Genomic DNA, 19,218 nt, shown 5'->3' on the forward strand with positions numbered 1-19,218 from the left:
TGACATGAGCCCCAAAAAGCTTACTATATAAGGTTTTGATGCCAATGGGCTCATGGAAGATACAGTCCCAAATTGACCCTACGAATGATTTTATGGCAAGCTCAAACCCTTATAAATACGTCCAAAGTCAGCCCAAAACAGAATGTATCTTTTGGAAAATTATGGGCTGAAATGATTACTCAGTAAGGATTTCAGCTTGCATGTCACCCCCCCAGCTTAACATCACAATAAGCAGGTGCACAAAATTAATTACCCATTTTCAAAAAATCAAAGCCTTACACTGTAAGGGTTACAGAGATTGGTAGTAGTAAATTAATTTTGTTTAGGTGCTTAAAACCTGTTACAGTAGGCTGGATGTGGATTTCGACAAGATTCAGGTACAATACTAAGGTATAGAGGTTATTTGATAATGGAAACTAAAGAAAAATTTTTATTCTTCCAACTCTGGTGGGAAATTCCACTAGCATTGTTATCTTTGATATTTTATAAAGCTGTTAAGGGACTTATACCCATTCTTTTTCAAAAGAAAACCAAAACCAAGAAAAAAATAGCAGACTTAACCAAAAAAGAAGTTTATAAATGGCGATTTGTTTCTGAAGAACTGCTAAAACAGCCTCTGGTACTATCCTATATTTTAACTACTGGTCCTCGATGGAATGTCCACGCCATTATTGCCACTACAGAACCGGTTCCAGTCAAAGAATCATTAAAAATTGATATCAGTTCTTGTGTGGCTTCAGCTCAGTCATGGAGTATAGGTATCTATAGTTTTCCTGAAGGCAAACCTGTCAAATACATAGCATCTCATGAGCCAAAATTTCATAAACAATGGCAAGAAATCAAACTGGAACCGGGAAAATATAATTTAGCTTTAAGATATTATAATTGGTACGATCAAGTCAGTTTACCTGCTGTTATTATGGATAATAATCAAATTATCAATACTGAATCAGTTAATAGTAGTCAGATTAACAATTACTTCAATTATTTGCCCAAATTAATAGGACAAGATAATATTTTTTATCGATTTCTTAATTACTATATATTCACTATTCTAGTATGCCAGAAATGGCTACCTAAAGAATGGGTTAGAAAAGAATTTTTACCTGTGGGAGACCCCAATAATGAGTTTGTCTATGGAGTTATTTATAAAGGTTACTATTTGGCTCTGACATTAAATCCATTATTACTCACTAATTATGATGTTTATTTAACCACATACAATCGTTCTAGTCTACCAATTAATTTTTGTCAAATTAATACTGACAAATACACAACTTCTGTGATAGAAACCGACGGTTTTTATTTAGTGCGATTGCGTCCTAAGTCAGATTTAGACAATAATTTATTTCAGCTAAATTGGATTAGTACAGAGCTTGTATCAGAAGTTTCCTGTAACCGTTCAGGGGGCGAAGTCTGATACTCTAGAAGGGGAGCAGGTCAAAGTTGTAGACCATATTAACTATAGCAATCCGATCTGATTCGTGAAATATAGTGGCCGAAGCGTTCCCGTAGCGTCGGCTACGCCGAATCGCGATAGCCTCGACTGCACCGAATCGCTATAACCCTTCCCCAGCAAAAAATTGATATTTTGCTGATGGAAAAAATGATTGAGGATTGCTATAGGTACTATCACAGCAAGCTAAAACCCATGAGGGGGCTTTAGTTTTAGTCCAAATTTTATGCATAAGTGACATGCTCCTAACCTGGGGTCTTTTAATAGGGGGAGATATCATGAAAATGCTCCTATAAAGAATTAGAAAAGAGTAGTAAATTTTAGCTATTCATGATACAACAAAATTGAATTATATAGCGTTTTTCGCAGTTATGATGTACAGTATGTCACGAAACACAAAATTGAACATCGAATGCAGCGATCGCATAACTATACCCAGCAGCCAAAGGAAGAAGACTACAGCGAAATTATTGATGTGCGCTCCCCGAGTGAGTTTGCTGAGGATCATATGCCAGGTGCGATTAATCTACCTGTGCTCGATGATCAGCAAAGGGCTAAGGTGGGGACTATCTATAAACAAGTGTCTTCCTTTGAAGCTCGCAAAATTGGTGCCTCTCTAGTTGCTGGGAATATCTCTCGACATCTGGAAAGTCACTTTGCTGCTAAGGATAAAAATTACCATCCCTTAGTCTATTGTTGGCGGGGTGGAAAGCGTTCCCAGAGTTTGGCAGCAGTGTTAGTTCAAATTGGCTGGCAAGTTACAGTTCTCGACGGGGGATACAAAACCTATCGAGCTTATGTAAGGGAACAATTAGAACAGTTGCCACAACAGTTTACTTACCGAGTATTGTGTGGACTAACCGGTAGTGGGAAAACCCTGATCTTGCGGCAACTTGCTAAGGAAGGTGTTCAGGTACTGGATTTGGAAGAGTTAGCCAATCATCGAGGTTCCCTGCTCGGTCAAGAGTGGGAAGGTGAACCATTATCTCAACCATCCCAAAAATGGTTTGAATCCCTGCTATTGGAAAAATTGCAACACTTTGATGTCCATAAGCCAGTATGGGTGGAAGCAGAAAGCAATAAGATTGGACAAATTTATTTGCCTCATGCAGTATGGCAAAATATGAAGGATGCTAGCTGTGTGGAAGTTGAGTTACCCTTGGCACGTCGAATTGAATGGTTGTTGCAAGAGTATCCTCACTTGGGTACTAACCCTGAGTTTTGCAAAGCTAAACTAGAGTGTCTAAGGTCTCGCTATGGCTGGAAAAAAATTAACCAGTGGTATGGAATGATTGATAGGGGTCAAGGTGATGCTTTGGTAGGAGATTTGCTTGAAACTCATTATGATCCAGCTTACCGCCGCTCGATTAGTAAGTGTTATGGAAATGTAGTATCAACCTTACCGATTGTGGATTTATCAGATCAGAGTGTTCATAATTTTGTCAAAAGTTTGGTGTCTTTGACGGAATTATGCTGTTGAATTATTTTACCCACTACCATAAATTATTACACAATTGGGCAACGCCAAATTATGACTCATGCAACACTTCTGCCCGTTCCCAGTCCTCTGGCACCCCATAGGTTTGATACCTTTGGCAGCGTTTGACATAGAGCATCGCTGCTTTATCCTGGGGATTGGTTTGTAAAACTGACTGAAATATCTGTTCAGCTTGGGCGAAGGCTTGCCGATGGTAGAGAAAAGCAGCTTGTTCAAAGTTACTCTTAGTTTGTCTCTTTAACTGCTTCAGTTGTGGCTGATCTTGATCAAATAGCTCAAATACTGCCACCGGTTGATTTTTTCCCTTAACTTTGACTCGATCCAAAAACCTATAACTGTACTTTTGAAACTCATTCAGGTTATAGAGGGTTTGTTGGCTAATCATAATCCCTGCACCATAAAGTTTGGTTAATCCTTCCAAGCGGGAAGCAAGATTCACTGCATCAGAAATCACCGTACTTTCCATCCGCTTTTGTTCACCGATGGTTCCTAGCATTAAGCTACCTGTATGTAAACCAATACCGATAGTAATCGGAAGATATCCACTCTTGCACCGATGCTGGTTGTAGAGTGCAACTGTTTGTTGCATCTCAAGTGCACCTTGAACCCCATCATCCGCTGATTCAGGAAAAAGTGCCATAACTCCATCTCCAATGTACTTATCAATAAAGCCATTGTGAGCGCGAATTGCTGGACTAACTCGACTCAGATAGCTATTAATAAAATTAAAATTTTCTTGAGGAGATAACTGTTCTGATAGGCTGGTAAAAGAGCGAATATCAGCAAAAAGAACTGTCATTTCTTTTTGAACATGGTCCCCTAATTTAACATCAACAATACTTTCATATCCTAGGAAGCGCAAAAAATCATGGGGAACAAACTTACCATAAGCCGAGGTAATTTTAGAAAGCCGTAGATGACTTTTAATTCGGGCTAACAATTCATGTTTAGAACAAGGCTTAGTCAGATAATCATTTACCCCAAAAGTAAACCCTTCTACCAAATCGGAAATTTGATTGTTGGCGGTTAACATGATCACCGGAAGTTCACTGGGCAAAAACTTCTGGCGAATTTTTGCACAGACTTCATAGCCCGTCATGCGGGGCATCATCACATCCAGTAAGATCAAGTCAGGCTGGAAGCCAGTTGAGAGCATTTCTAAAGCTTCTAAACCATTAGTGGCTGTAGCGATCGCATAGTTTTCCATGGAAAGATAATTGCTAATAACCTGGCGGTTGACTGGTTCATCGTCCACTATCAAAATTTTGATATATCCACTGTCTGCTGCTAAGACTCCAGTAAAGTTCGGGGTTTCATTCGTCAAGTCCGGAACTGGAGCAATGGATTCAATTGGCAACATTGCTGAGGTCTGCTGAACCGGCCTCTGACACACTGGCAAAGTAAATGTAAACTGGGAACCAGACTTATTTTGCGATCGCTTAGGGGATCCTCCCAGACAGCATTGTGCTTCTCCCAGCCTAAGCGATCGCACATGAATTTTGCCACCGTGTAACTCGACTAACTGTCTAGTAACCGCTAATCCCAAACCCCTCCCGCCGTATTCTTTAGTCCTGGAGCAATCTACTGATTCAAAGGAGTCAAAAATCCGATTTAATTTATCTGCTGGAATACCAATTCCTGTATCTGAGACAGTAATGACTAACATTGGTAACTCGTCATTGCTAACGGGTAACTGCTCAGCTGATACTTCAACCTTACCAGATTCAGTAAACTTAATAGCATTCTCGATTAAGTTATAAATAATTTGTTGCAGCCGATTTTCGTCAGCATCGACCAAGGGCATATCGGCAGCAATTGAGTTAATTAACTGCAAAGGTTTTTTGCCAATTAGAGACTGGGAATGCCCAAGGATGAGATTGGCTATTTCTCGCAGGCTGACTGGCTTAATTTGAAGTTCAAGATGTTTGTGTTTTAGCTTGGAAAAATCCAGGAGATCGTTGACTAAATTCCCTAGTCTTTTTCCACTAGATGCAATGATGGCAAGATTAGCGTTTGCTTTGGAGGGCAATTGTCCTGCAACACCATCCATCAGGGATTCAGCAATGCTGATCATGCCATTGAGGGGAGTGCGGAGTTCGTGGGAGGTATTGGCTAAAAATTCGTTTTTCAGTTGATCGAGGTGCTGCAATTCAGTATTCTTGGCTTCTAGGGTGGCAAACGACTCTTGCAATTGTCTTGCCATGTTATTAAATGCCTTAACCAAAACCCCAAGTTCATCGGAGCGCTCCTGATTGACAATTTGGTCAAATTGTCCCTTCTCTAGAGCAATGGCTGCATCCTTCAGTTGGAGGATAGGCCGGACAACCCAACGGGATGTAACGATTCCGACTTCTGTTGCCAGTAACAATGCTACTAGGCATAAGGCAATAGTAGTGCGGGTATGGGCGTGGATTTGTTCGATGAAATCCCCTTCTGGCACGACTACCACAATCAACCAATCCAAGTCAAACTGATCTTGAAAAGGCTGTATTTGTACAAATTTTCGTTTACCGTCAACAGCAAATTACCATTGCTGTAAAAGTTGAATTGGTTGTTTTTGATTCAGCTTGGTTGATAAAAATTGAGCAGTAGATTTAGTGAAAGCATTACTACTATCCGTTGCTTTAACTCGTTCGGCTCCGTAGTCTGTGTGAGTAGTGCGAAAAGGCTTTTCACCGGTAGAGGTTGCCACGAGCATTCCCGAACGTTCAATGATAAAAACTTGTCCAGTTTTGCCAACCTTTAGACTGTCTAAAAAATTGCCGATTTGTGATAAATTTATATTAGTTAGAAGTACCCCCTGCAATTGATCCTGTTTGTCGTAAAATGGCATTGATGCACCGAGATAGGCAGTTATGCCAGCAGTATTGGGGTAAATTTCACTCCAAGTTGAGCGACCAGCTTTGACAGCAGTTTTATACCATGGTCGAGTGCGCGGATCAAATTTAATACTGTCTAAGATTTCCTGACGCTTCTTGATGCAGTCACTAATGGGTATTTCCCCCAATACTGCGCTACATCGCTCCCCAGATTCGTTAGTAGAATAGGAGTAAAAAATATGATTGCTAGCCTTGGTAGAAACTCTTAGTATCAGTGTACCATCATCTAATCGTTCTGCTCCTAGGTTGTCTTTATTCTCTAAGCCTAATCCAGTAAATGTCAGGGTATTAAAGATCTGAAGCTGCCGCAAAAAGTAACGCTCTAATTGAGGAATATCTTGCCAATTCAATTGACCTAGATTGATGGCAGTGGCATTAATCTGATTCACTACATGAGGAATGGTTAGGTAAGATTCCAAATTCTGCTCAACCCGAGCATTGACTTCTTCAAGCAGTTGAGTAGCAACATCATTAACCGCTCTCTTGCTGTTTCTATAGGACAGATATCCCACAAGTCCCACAGCTGCGAAGATTTGCAGGACAAATGGTATGACCAAGATCAGGCGAAGGGGAACTTTCCCAGAAACCTTGGAAACCCCTTGGGCTAAAGATTTGAATATCATTTGCTTGTGCCATCCTGCTTGACTGACAAATCCTTAGGAGTTACATTCACAGAATTCCCAGAAATCTAAAAAAAGTAGCGTCAGCACCCTTGACTAAAGTAAAGGGGCTTAAAGTCCTTTATTTACTGATGCCTGAATCCTTAGAAAGGACTTCATAAATCGTAAGCATTCAGCCGTCAGCCGTCAGCCGTCAGCCGTTGGCCTATGGCTGAATGCTGAATGCTGAATGCTGAATGCTGAATGCTGAATGCTGAATGCTGAATGCTGAATGCTGAATGCTGAATGCTGAATGCTGAATGCTGAATGCTTACCATAAATCAAAGGACTTCATAAATCTTTATCTGGAGTATTGCTTTTTTGGTGATCAAATTCTCTCAAGGAAGTATAATAAAGTTATTTTTCCATCAACACTAACGTGATTTTTGGTTTGGGAGCATCAAAATGCTTACTTTAAAAGTGTTCTCAGTGGGTACAGTTGCCGTCCTATTAAGCAGTTGCTTAATACCTGAAAAAGCCTTGGCTAGTCGTCTTGATTTCACAGCTGAAGCGATTGGCAGTTCAAGTCCTTCAACAATACTAAATGCCAGTATTGGTCAAACCCTACAAAACGGTGATTTTACCATAGAAAGGACTGGGGATAGCACTACCCTTGGTAATGGGATTGATGAAGATACGAGTTGGAGCTTTGATTTTTCTGACTTGGCAACATCAATCAATGACTTATCCCAAGCGAAACTAATTTTAGACCTGACACCAAACAACGCCCTGATTACTACCGATTTATTTGGTATCAGAGGATTGGATACTATTACTATTGATCTGATCCGCAATCTCCCAGTAGGAACTAAGCAATCGCTGTCTTTAAATTTACTGGAGTTTTACGAATCAGGAGAAATCGTGAACGTCTTTAATGGCAATAGTGGCAAAATTCCGGTATTTTATGGAGATGATGCCATTGTATCTCGTGCTGAGCTGTCATTGTCTACAGGTGAAAGAATTCCCGAACCTGCTTCTACCCTAGGGATTTTAGCTTTGGGAGCGTTAGGAATTAGTTCCGTATTGAAGCACGAACTCAAGCAACAGAAACAAGCAAAGCAGTAACATCAATCAAGATTGATCATTAGTCAACCGGCAAAAATATAACTAAAAATATAACTAGTATGTTGTTGACGGTTGATGATTGAACAGTTAACAGTGAAAAGTTAACTTTCAATCGTCAACCATGGCCTTTCGGCCACGCGTGCGCGTTCAACAAAAATTTCATCAACGTAGCAAAGCATTCCAAGTAGCAGGACCAACAATGCCATCAGGTTCTAGTTTGAACTTGCGCTGAGCCGCTTGTACTGCAGCTTTCGTAACCTCTCCAAAGACCCCATCCACTGTGGCTTTTAAAAAACCAAGAGATTTCAGTCGCCTCTGCAATTGCTGGACGGCTGGACCACGCATACCTTGTCGGAGAATAGGTAAGGTTATAGCCCTAGGCTTACTTCTCTCGACAGTGACTGAATTGCCTGTTGTGGTAGTGCGATTACCAAAGCCAGTGCTGGTTGCTGGGGAGGAAGGGTTGGGGCGAGTTGTGGTGGTTTGGGTAATAGCTTCTGTGATGGAAGGTCTCGGAAACGATGAAGCTGAGATGCCATCAGAGGTGGTCGGTGGTGTTCTACTTGCTGAGGGTAAGGGATTTGAAGTAGAGGTTGAGGATGTTGGATTGGGTGGGATGCTTGGAAACAGAAGATTCCATTCAGCAGCTCCCATGATGCCATGGGGAGTTAAACCCGCTTGTTGCTGGAGCTTGGAGACAGCGATCGCAGTATTATCTCCATAAAACCCATTTACCTCTCCTGTGTAATACCCTAATAATTTAAGAACTGCTTGTAATTCAGATACTCTTTCCCCCTCACTACCAATGTCGAGAGTTGGTCGGTTGATTTTGACTGAGGTAATTGCTTGAGCCAGTTTTGGGACAACGCCATTGGCTTCAAGGGCAACTGCTGGCAAATTCCCTAAGCTAAGGGCTACTGATCCAAAGATAGTTATACCGATAATGCTGTTAGTGGTGTCTATAGAATCCATATTTTTAAAGCAAATTCAATCTTATCACGACTTAATTTAACTTTATCGATTAAAGGGGATTTATTGACAACAATACATTGAGGTCTCCCCAGTTTTTTAACCAGAGAAGACCTCAAGTTTTTGCTTTGCTCAGTTAACCCAGAAAGTTGATTGCAACAGCCGGTCCGACTAGAGAAATATAAGGTTCAATGAAATAGCGATTAGCTGCTGCTTGGGCCATCTCTGGAGTAACCCTTGTCACATCCTGTTGAAATAGGGTATCAAACCCAACTCCTAGCCCGATCGTCTCATACCAGCCATAGACTTGAGCTAGCTGACCATTGGTTTGTTTACCTAGTGCATACTGACCAAGAAGCTTATTTTTGGCAACTTGCAATTCATCCTGACTCAGTTGTTGAGAACAAAGACGTTCCACTTCGGTAACCAGACCAACCAAGGCAGTTTCTGTATTTTCCGGTGCTGTCCCCATGTAGGCTATAAACGTAGAAGCCGACTGGCGTGTCGGAAACAATGCTGAGACATCATAGGCTAAACCCCGCTTTTCTCTGAGTTCTACAAACAAGCGGCTAGAAAGACCATTTCCCAGGTAGGTATTCAAGAGTTTGAGGGTAGCAAAGTCAGCCTCTTGTACGGCTGAGGTAAGATAACCCAGCATCACAATCGACTGCTGCGTGTCTTGGGCAGTAGTCACTTGGCAGGGTTGGGCAATGGGGGACGGTAAGGAGGGTTTGCTCAGGGGTGTATCGGGAACTTGCCAATCCCCAAACACTTGCTTTACCTGCTCAATCGCATCTTCTGAGTTAATACGACCTGCAATACTAATTATTAGGTTATCGGGGCGGAAATAAGTCTGATGATAGTGTTCTAAGTCAGCTCGACCGAGTGTAGATACGGTCGCTTCTTCTCCCAACACTGAAAAGCCGTAGGGATGGTCTTGATACATTGCCTGTCGCAATTGCTTATAGGCAATGTTAAAGGGTTGCTCCTGTTGCGCACGAATAGTTTGAATGGTTAGGTACTGCTCTAGGTCTACCTCAGCATCTGGGAAACTAGGCGATCGCAAAATCTGCCCTGCTAGCTGTAACATTTCAAACCAGTCAGCTGCAATGGTTTTCAGGGAGAGTAGAAAATAATCGTTAGCTGCATCAGCACCAAGTTGAGCGCCCATAGACTCCACCCGTTCGGCAATGTCTATGGAGGATAATTCTTGGGTTCCCTTGGTGATAACTGCTGAGACGAGGTGAGATAGCCCAGCTTGGTTTGGTGGATCGAACTGACTACCTGCCCGAATAAATAGACGGCTGGCAATGATATCAGCAGCAGCATTTTCAACTACTATCACCACGATGCCATTATCTAGCACTGTGCGATGGATATTCTGTTGTTGCTTTAGTGTGATATTAGGCATGATGGTCTTAGGTCTTAGGCTTGATAGTCTTAGGTCTTAGGAAAATTGTAAATTCCAAATTTTAAATGCACGAATTCCCACTTTTACTACATGCCTTTGTGAGGAGTTACTACCTTTAATGAGTTACGATCTAAGCTATCCTTTTGAGGATTGTGATAGCTTAGGTAATAGGTATAAATATACCGAATCCCCTAAGTTAATTACATCTAAATATCTCAGCTTTTGAATCTAAAAATGAGTTACGATCTAAGCTATACTGTTGAGGATTGTGATAGCATAGCGATGGGGATAAAGATACCGCTGGGCTAATTGCATTACGTCATTAGCTGTTAGCTTTTGAATCTCAAGCGGATAACTATAGGCTGCTTCTGCTGTAGCAATAGTGCTGTAGTAACCATACAAACCAGCAAGTTGACCAGCAGATTCTGTGGAAAAAATATAGTCGTTATAGAGCTGACGTTGACAGCGTTTGATTTCTGTGCTTGACACTGGTGTCTGTTGCAATTGCCACAGGTGTTCCCTAATTATTGCTTCTACCTGTTCCAGGTATTCGGGTTCTAGGTAGGCGGTAATAGTAAACAAACTCGAATCACGCTGTAGAGAGAAACTACTACCAATGTCTTGCACTAATTGTTTCTCTTCCCTTAATTCTCTTACCAAGCGAGAAGAGCGTCCATCAGCCAGGAGCACAGACAGTAAATCCAAACCACAGGCATCCCCAAGCTGATCTATCCCTGGTCCGTGCCAAGCCATCAATAGACGTGCGTGTTCCAGGCGAGGCAAATTTAGTTCCTGACGTCTAATTCCGATAAATGGTGGTTCAGCTATCACCTCTGGTTTAGGACAATCAGTGGGGGAAGCAAAATCTTGAAATGACTGGTCAACTATAGTTAATGCTGATTCTTGGTCAATATCACCTACAATCACCACAGTCATATTTTCCGGCTGGTAATGGCATTGGTGGAAACAGCGCATTTGTTGGGGAGAGTGAGCCATCAAATCCGCTTCCGTACCCAGAATCGGTCTGCCATAGGGGTGACGTTGGTAAACGCTCTCAGAAAGAGCCTGAAATCCCACCCAATCAGGATTATCGTAGCTGCCACGAATTTCTTCTAACACCACACACCGTTCCCGGACAAATTCTTCTTCAGGAATAGCAGGATGCAAGAGTAATTCTGCCAAGGGAGGCAGGGTCTGTTTTAAGTACTCAGAAGCACTGGTTACGAAAAAATGAGCAAAGTCATGGCTAGTAGCGGCATTCGTTACACCACCGTGGCTTTCAATCACATAGTCAAACACACCAGGAGCAATGGTCTCGGTGCCCTTAAAAATCATGTGTTCCAAGAAGTGAGCCATGCCAGACCATTCTTGTGGTTCTGCGATCGCACCAGCACCAACCCACACATCGGCCACTACTACTGGTGTAGCGCTTAGGTATTGATGAATGACATTCAAGCCATTGGTCAGTTTGAAAACACTAGCAGGAAACTTTATTTGAGGCAGGGGCTCAGATAACAATGCTTCTAATCTCAATGTGTAACTTCTTACATGATATTACTTAAGGTTAATTTAGGTTAACCCAGTGTTAAAGATCATGTTTGCTACTTCACAGTTCTCCTAACTAAGTGCCAGGACTGTGTACCTGAATCAGAGCCCCATCAGCAGTATAGATTTCCATACGGATTTCAGAATTATAGCTAATCCCTTTGAGGGCATCTTCTAACGTCAATACGTGATTCACGATGCCAGCTTGAGCCTCTACATCACCTCTGACTTGAGCCGTAATCGCTGTTTGTCTGACCTGATACATATAAGTCGGTGTTAATTCTACTTTAATCAGACTTTCATCAATGGTGTAATTACAAACTCGAGTTTCCCCAGTACAGATTTGTTCAAGATCACCACCAATTTGTTTTAACTTTACCTGCAACTGCAACTTGCTTTGAACTGCCTTAAGGGCGTTTTGATAAGGCTCAATTAAAGACTGTGCATTTTTGTGGTAGTATGTGGAGTTTGGAACTTGCTTCACGTAAGTTAAAGCGTTGCGCCAATGAATCGCAGCCACCGACCATTGTTGCTTTCCCTGAGCCTTTTGAGCTAACTGAGCCAGACGTAGTCCCTGATTGTAGGCGTTGGTAGCAATTTTTTCCTGGGTTTTGCGATCGCGCGCCCTGGCCAGATTAGTTTTATAGAATTCCTCCAGTCGTTGCTTGTCCTCTTCAACGGTTGTTCCTTGAGGAATTTTGTTCAGACGGTCTAATGCGGTTTTCCAAGTACTATAGACTAGTTGCCATTCCTCTAAAGTCTGGGCTACACCCTGACGAGCTTGGGCAATCTGAGCCGCTTTCTTAGCTGCTTTCATAATCTGACTCGCCTGTCTTTCTTTGACTAATCGCCGATTAACTTCGTCTAAATTGACCTTATATAGCTTAATTTTCTGTTGCGCTATAGCATTAAGGCTACTCTCCTTAGGCATTTGTTCAAGGCGGGCAATTGCCTCTCGCCACAGTTTTTGAATTGCAATCCACTTTGATGCCTTATGGGGAGGATTTTTCCCTTTATGACCTGCCCTAGCCGCCATTTGCATGGCTGTCACTAACTGATCTAGGTCTTTACCTCTGATTTGATAGGCTTGGAGCAATCCTTGTGCTGTGTCATGCTTCATTGACCAAAACGGAATTGCTTTGAGTCCTTCAATCGCTGTCTTTAATTGCTTCTGAGCTTCGAGAATGTCCTTTCCCGATTTAGGTTTTTTGAGGGTGTCTGCTGACTTTTTACTCAATAGCTGAGCTTCATTGAGTACAGTACAAGACCCAAATACGCAGGGACGGGTAAAAACATAAAAGCCGCCGGTTAAAAATACTAGACCCAATCCCATGCCCACCACCACCAACAAAAGAAACGTACTTTTAGAATTTCCTTCATCGGGTTGTAGTGTTTCAGGGAATGGCTCATCGGTTTGAGCCTCGGGATCAGAAAGTGGTTCGTCCCAAGGGTGGGCTGCAACGTCAGAATCCATTGATTGATCGTTGCTGTGGTTAGACTCAGGGGTGAACTGGTTAGAATCCATTGCCTGTAGCAGGAGGAAAGCCAGGGATACCAAAAAAGGTACTTAATCTTAACCCAAAATATACTCCTATGCTTCCAGTGGTTAGGCAGGAATTGGTGAGATATTAAGGCAACAGTGAGGAATTATAGGGGTTAGGGGGGAATTTTGAAGAATCAAAGAAGCAAGGAGTGACATCCTCGACCACCATAATCTTTGATTCGGTCTAGACTTCCCACCTTACGATTAGACATTCCTAGATCGGGACTTATCTAGAACGATGAACAAACACCTGCCCTAATCTGGAGTTATGAACTAGTAACTTCTATAATAGACATCTCCAGAAACTCGGTTTTGACCCAGGCAGTGCAAGGGTTTGAGGTTAATTTTTGGAGATGTCTAATAGATGAATAACTAAGTGATGGCGTTTAAAGCGATCGACACCTGCTTCCCTTCTACCTATCCTACCTAGGGGCTACTGGGGGAATAATTTTGCTGTTTTTAATGACCAATTTAAGGATCCGTCAGCTGGTAGACGCTTTCACCGAAGTGTTTCTACAGCATTGACCAAGTGGCAAAAGATTTGAAACGTCGTGGTTAGGATTGTTCGCGAATCATGCATCTGTTATAATACCAGGCTAAAGAATTATTCCGTGAGATTGGCATTCCGGTTTTGCCTGCTCAACGCATTGACCATCCTACCGACATCAAGGGATTAGAGATTCCCTATCCGGTGGTGCTCAAATCTCAAGTCTCTACTTATGGAGACAACCCAGCTCGTCGGATCCGGTGTGTAGAGCAATTGATTCGTCACCCCATCACCCGTTGGTCGGATTTACATCATACTTTGCATACTACAAACTGACATGGGGAATGTGGGTTATAACCTGTAACCTACAACCTGTAACTAACAACCTACAACCTGTAACCTACAACCTGTAACCTTGTTGAGCCTAGTTTTTTGCAAAGTATCGTTAAGCGGGCTGGAATTTGGTTGAGATTGTTTACTAGAAAACAATCCTTTGGGAATAAATCGATAAAATAGAGGATGTAGGGTTTATGATAAGACCCAACTAATCGTCGTTTTCAACTGACCTAGTTTAAATTTCAATTAATTTATGGAAATTAGTGGCTCATCTGCCAACTCTTCTGACCCTCACCCATATAGATGGGCAGAAGTCTTGGGTACGGTAATTGCGCTGTTGACCTTAACATTACCTTTGTTGATCATCGCTTACTACTCTTCTTCAAATAACTACGTTAATGTTTTGCCACAAACCCCCTACTCGCCTACGACGAGAATAGAAAATTGACATACAAGTTTTTTAGATAACCAAAGCACAATATGTGGGTGCGCTGATTTAAAAACCTTCAATAGCTGAGGTGTAATATAAAATGCCAGCGTCATGTCTCCTAGGCAATGGCGTAAGGGGGATTCTGTGAAATCTCAGCTTTATAGAAAGTTTAAGTTGAATGGTATATCACTTGCCTTGGCTCCTTGATGATAGTTAAAAGGAACAAGGAAAAGGAGAAAGGGGAAAGAGAGGAGATTGGTGTCGTCTCTTTCACCGAGGCTACCTCTTATCAAGCAAAGGGAAGGGAGACAAGGGAAAACCATCAACAATGAACAACAATGAACAATTACCAGTCTCCTTCGCTATATGCCAGCTTAAGTCGGTAGCCTTCACCCATAACCTTTCACTTTTCACTTTAACTAAATCTCTAGGTCAAAAAAACCTTTAATTTAAAGAGACTGAAAAAAATCTAACTAGAAAATAAAAGAGTTTGTAAAGTTGCGGAATTTACCGGTTTAGGGATTGAAAATTATGTCAATGTGCGTAAAGATTAGTTTCGCCTAACTCCATCTTTGGGCGTATTCCCAAAATGATTTTCATCCCAAAAGGATTCTGGCAACACTTAACCAATTTAGGTTTACTGACTTTGGTTTACCTTGGGCTGGCAAACTTAGTCCATGGATTGATTGGAGGAAATACATTAGTACCACCAGTTTGGTCTCCCGCAGGAGTTACCCAAGCAACCGTATTACTACTAAGGGAGCATCTTTGGTGGTTAACCGAACAACAAGGAGTTTTGCCATCGGTTTCTTGGGGACAATTTTTCTGGACTGTGTCGGCTCAGAGGTTCTGGCCAGTTTCTGTAATCACTGCTCTCGGCTATATCTTGTCAGTATTGCTCTCGATCGGATTGGCACTGTTGTGGCAGCTTCGTCCTTCCCTAGAACGGCGACGAGATGTATTGGGTTTCCTAGGGGTGTCGATGGTTGCCACACTCATCGCTCCGACTGTCAGTCTAACTCACTTACACCTGAGTGGTGAATTTGATGGTAGGAATTTCGGGGGGATGTGGTGGAAATGGTGGTTAGGGGACTTAATGGTGGTTTTAGTCGTAGTACCAGTGTTTTTAGTTTGGTGCTACCTAGTGAAGGAGTTGAAGGTTGGCAGGTTGTTCGCGTTCGCGCAGCGTCGGCTTTGCCGAAAGCGTGGCCAATTGGCCAAGGTTGAGAAGGTTGAACAGTCAACCCAAACTAACCTCCAACTGTCTAACCAACAACCGTTAACCCCTCAAGCAAGCATAAAGATCAAGCAAATTATTTTGGCAGCTATCTGGCTGATTTCACTGTTGACAGTGAGTTGGGCAGTGTTTGGGTCGGACATTGCGCCAGAAATGGCAACCTATCCCCTCGCCTGCTTGACATTTCCCTGGCTGATTTGGGCTACCCTCCAATTTGGTCAACGCCTCACCACCCTAGGCTGCTTGATGGTATCGAGTATTGCCATTGTAGGAACCAGTCTGGGTACCGGACCGTTTCTTGCCAGCACCGGGGACTTGAGTGAAGCAGTTCCCCTGCTACAGGTTTTCATGATACTGATGGCGACAATCGCTTTATTCTTGGCAGCGATTACATCAGAACGAAACTCGGCGGCAGAGTTGTTACTCTTAAGCGTTGCCAAATACCGCAGCATATTCGAGAATGCTGTCGAGGGCATTTGTCAGACCACACCTGACGGAAGCTATATCAGTGCTAACCCGGCACTAGCGAGAATATATGGCTATCAATCACCGGAAGAACTAGTAGCAAGTGTCACCGATATTGCCCACCAACTTTACGTTGACCCTCAACGCCGGGCAGATTTGCTTCTACAGCTACAGGAAGATGGTGTTGTTTCAGGGTTTGAAGCACAGATTTATCAAAAAGATGGTAGTATAATCTGGATTTCCAAAAACGTGCGGGCTATCCGCGATAGTAGTAACTTTCTACTCTACTACGAAGCTACAGTTGAGGAGATCACAGAGCGCAAGCACGCTCAAGACGCACTCCTTTACCAAAATGAACGGCTGGAATATCAATTTCAAGAGCGAACAGCTACCCTGAGGCAGCTCAATCGACAATTAATCGCGGAGGTTCTTGAACACAAGCGCATTGAGGATGCGCTTAGGGAGAGTGAGGAACGGTTTGCTCTGGCTATTCAAGCCAACACCAACGGACTCTTTGAAATCAACCTGAAGACCTATGATCATTACTACTCACCCCAATTTCTCAGCCTGATTGGCTACCCATTGGATCAAGATGGACCGACCATTAATGAATTACTGGCACTGATTCATCTTGAGGATCAAGATCAGGTGAAAGCCATCCTAGATAACCTATGTACTGGACGAAGTTCTCAGCGATGCAGCGCGGTCTTGGGGGTTTCCCCCATGAGCGACTGCATCAAGAAGTGGAAACAAAAGTTTCGTCTGCTGCGCACAGATGGCTCAATTTCCTGGATTCTCTCCACTGGTCTGGTGATCACAGATGATAACGGTGAAGTGGTTCGTCTAGTTGGCACCTTTACTGACATTACTGATAGCCAGAGAGTTAAAGCCTTGTTAGCTGGACAAAATCGTATCCTGGAAATGATTACCCAGTGGGAGAAGCTGCCAGATGTACTAGACCGACTAGCTCGGTTGATTGAGGAGCAATTGCCCAAGATTAGGTGTGCTTTCTTGCTGGTGGACAAAAATGGGGTTAATCTGCGTCATACTGCCGCTCCCAGCCTTCCAGAATCCTACATTCAGGCGATTGATGGTATGGTTATTGCTCCATATATGGGTTGCTGTGGCACTGCCGCCTATTGGCGAGAATCGGTCATGGTTAAGGATATTGCCACTCATCCCCTGTGTGGAAGTATCAGGGATTTGGCACTCTCCCACAATCTCAGAGCGTGTTGGTCTATCCCCATTTTGTCCACTCAAGGGACGGTGCTAGGCACCTTCTCAACCTATTACACTGAACCTCATACCCCAAACCCCGAAGAGCAAGAACTGGCGGATAAAGCCACCCAACTAGCTAGAATTGCCATTGAGCGCTCTGTGGCACAGGAGGATGTGCTCCGTACAAATGCCATGCTCAAAGCGCAACAAGAAGCTGCCATTGATGGAATTTTAGTGGTTGATGAAAATTTTCGGGTGGTTTCCTACAACCACCGTTTCTCTGACTTGTGGCAGACTCCAGAACAATTGTTTGAAACCAATGATATTCAAGAATTGCTCAAGCAGGTGAGTTCTCAACTGAAGCATCCCGAAGAATTTCTAGCTCAGGTGGACTATCTCCAAGCTCATCCCAAAACAACGAACTACGATGAACTTTTAATCAAGGATGGGCGTATTTTTGACTTTTATTCAGCACCAGTGCTCACGAGTGGTGGGGATTACTATGGTAGAATATTCTGCAACCGAGATATCACTGAACGCAAGCTATCAGAGGCAAAACTACGGCAGGCGGAACAGAAGTATCGCAAGTTAGTTGAGTCAGCTGGTGATGCCATTCTGATGGCAGATGCGGAAACCGGAATCATCCTGGAAGCCAATCAGATGGCGGAACAGATGCTGGGCCGTCGGAGAGCTGAAATTATTGGCTTGCATCAGAGTCAGATTATTCCACGAGAACGATTCAAAGCCTACTCCCAAAGTTTCCAGCAACATGTGGAGGCAGGGGGTGTATTTCAAGAAGAACTGGAATTACTGCATCAAGTTGGTACAACGGTGCCTGTAGAAGTTAGTGCCACTACTTTAGAGCTGCAAGGCAAGACAGTTGTGCAGGGAATTTTTCGAGACATTAGCGATCGCAAACAGGCAGAACAGGCGTTGAAGCAGGCTAAAGTTGACGCGGAAGTAGCCAATCGGGCTAAGAGTGAATTTGTAGCCAACATGAGCCATGAATTACGTACCCCCCTTAACGGCATTTTAGGTTATGCCCAAATCCTCCAAGAGGAACCTAATCTGAGCGCTACGCAAAAAGAGCAGCTCAGTATTATTCAGCAAAGTGGTCAGCATCTGTTAACCCTACTCAATGACATCCTGGATCTATCAAAAATCGAAGCCATAAAAATGGAACTGGATGTCAGAGATTTTCAGTTTCCCAAGTTTCTGGAAGGTATTGTGGAAATTGTGGTGATCAGTGCTAAACAAAAAAACCTTTCATTCCGTTACGAATTCCTTTCGCCCCTGCCTGAATTTGTCAAGGGTGATGAAATAAGACTGCGACAAGTTCTGATGAACCTTTTGGGAAATGCTGTCAAATTTACAGATACTGGCGGGGTAACCTTTAAAGTTGGTTATTTGGGGTGTTCAGAGTTGAACGTTGATCGGTCTTTAACCGAAAAGCAAGGTACTCAAAAAATGCGCTTTGTCATAGCAGACACTGGCATTGGTATCCCACCAAAACAACTAGCAGAAATATTTTTGCCATTCCATCAAGTGGGTAACACTGACCGTCAGGTTAATGGTACAGGCTTAGGACTATCGATTAGTAAACGTTTAGCGGAATTAATGGGTAGTGAATTAAAGGTGAAAAGCACTGTCGGTCAAGGTAGTATTTTTTGGCTAGATTTAGATTTACCAGACGTTTCCCAGGAACAACAAGGAGGACAAGGAATTGTAGAATCCACTAAGGAAGAGAAAGCTGAAGACGTTATGCCTGTAGCTCCATCGCCAGAGAAAATCTCCGTTCTGTATGAACTCGCCATCATCGGTGATATTAGAGGGATCCAAGAGGAAGCTAATTTGATTGAACAGTTGGATGATAAATTCATCCCCTTTGCTCAAAACTTGCGTCAATTATCAAAAGGCTTTCAAGAAAGACAAATACTGGAATTTGTTAGGAATTACATGGATAAAAAAGACCGCGAAGCTCATGGTCAATCAAAGGATTAAAAAAAATATAAAGTTATTA

Annotated in this window: 11 protein-coding genes and 1 pseudogene; 6 read left to right on the forward strand and 6 right to left on the reverse strand. The window is 42.8% G+C overall.

The genetic code is table 11. The features are described 5' to 3' along the window. The first annotated feature begins 409 nt into the window (after positions 1-409). Together F6K64_RS21915 and mnmH are read left to right on the forward strand one after the other, a co-directional pair. Positions 410-1,420, forward strand: coding sequence for a DUF6208 family protein (locus tag F6K64_RS21915; protein ID WP_008191782.1), 1,011 nt, complete (start codon positions 410-412; stop codon positions 1,418-1,420). Between the two features lie 448 nt (positions 1,421-1,868). Beyond that, entirely contained in the window at positions 1,869-2,936 is a 1,068-nt protein-coding gene (gene mnmH, locus F6K64_RS21920) for a tRNA 2-selenouridine(34) synthase MnmH (RefSeq protein WP_008191777.1), read from the forward strand. A gap of 49 nt (positions 2,937-2,985) precedes the next feature. Here mnmH and F6K64_RS21925 read toward each other — a convergent pair whose 3' ends face one another. Then, on the reverse strand, positions 2,986-5,418 hold the full coding sequence (locus F6K64_RS21925) for a response regulator (RefSeq protein ID WP_353814692.1): 2,433 nt from the start codon (positions 5,416-5,418) through the stop codon (positions 2,986-2,988). A 60-nt stretch (positions 5,419-5,478) separates the two neighbouring features. Next, the gene (locus F6K64_RS38325) at positions 5,479-6,456 is read right to left on the reverse strand and encodes a PDC sensor domain-containing protein (protein ID WP_287250723.1); all 978 of its coding nucleotides are present in this window, start codon (positions 6,454-6,456) and stop codon (positions 5,479-5,481) included. 441 nt (positions 6,457-6,897) lie between these two features. Between F6K64_RS38325 and F6K64_RS21930 the strand changes: the two genes are divergently transcribed. Then, entirely contained in the window at positions 6,898-7,557 is a 660-nt protein-coding gene (locus tag F6K64_RS21930) for a hypothetical protein (RefSeq protein WP_287250722.1), read from the forward strand. Positions 7,558-7,719: 162 nt separating this feature from the next. Here the strand turns inward: F6K64_RS21930 and F6K64_RS21935 are convergent, their stop codons facing one another. The 4 genes from F6K64_RS21935 to F6K64_RS21950 form a co-directional block, all read right to left on the reverse strand. Continuing rightward, positions 7,720-8,529, reverse strand: coding sequence for a peptidoglycan-binding domain-containing protein (locus F6K64_RS21935; RefSeq protein WP_287250721.1), 810 nt, complete (start codon positions 8,527-8,529; stop codon positions 7,720-7,722). Between the two features lie 133 nt (positions 8,530-8,662). Continuing rightward, positions 8,663-9,937, reverse strand: a complete 1,275-nt coding sequence (locus tag F6K64_RS21940; RefSeq protein ID WP_287250720.1) for a M16 family metallopeptidase — start codon at positions 9,935-9,937, stop codon at positions 8,663-8,665. Between the two features lie 246 nt (positions 9,938-10,183). Further along, a complete protein-coding gene (locus F6K64_RS21945; protein WP_008189686.1) occupies positions 10,184-11,470 on the reverse strand; it encodes a M16 family metallopeptidase in 1,287 nt (428 codons plus the stop codon). Between the two features lie 88 nt (positions 11,471-11,558). Then, positions 11,559-12,956 (reverse strand): hypothetical protein, encoded by a 1,398-nt coding sequence (locus tag F6K64_RS21950; RefSeq protein WP_131827210.1) that lies wholly within the window; start codon positions 12,954-12,956, stop codon positions 11,559-11,561. A gap of 685 nt (positions 12,957-13,641) precedes the next feature. Here F6K64_RS21950 and F6K64_RS21955 point away from each other — a divergent pair. From F6K64_RS21955 to F6K64_RS21960, 3 genes and pseudogenes are all read left to right on the forward strand, one after another. After that, positions 13,642-13,791 (forward strand): annotated as a pseudogene (locus F6K64_RS21955) (succinate--CoA ligase subunit beta); the annotation flags it as partial. A gap of 310 nt (positions 13,792-14,101) precedes the next feature. Continuing rightward, entirely contained in the window at positions 14,102-14,296 is a 195-nt protein-coding gene (locus F6K64_RS39015) for a TLTLP motif-containing protein (RefSeq protein WP_071986960.1), read from the forward strand. Between the two features lie 571 nt (positions 14,297-14,867). After that, positions 14,868-19,199, forward strand: coding sequence for a PAS domain S-box protein (locus F6K64_RS21960; RefSeq protein ID WP_008189677.1), 4,332 nt, complete (start codon positions 14,868-14,870; stop codon positions 19,197-19,199). Positions 19,200-19,218 lie beyond the last annotated feature (19 nt).

This window comes from Moorena sp. SIO3A2, from assembly GCF_010672265.1.
Lineage (GTDB): Bacteria > Cyanobacteriota > Cyanobacteriia > Cyanobacteriales > Coleofasciculaceae > Moorena > Moorena producens.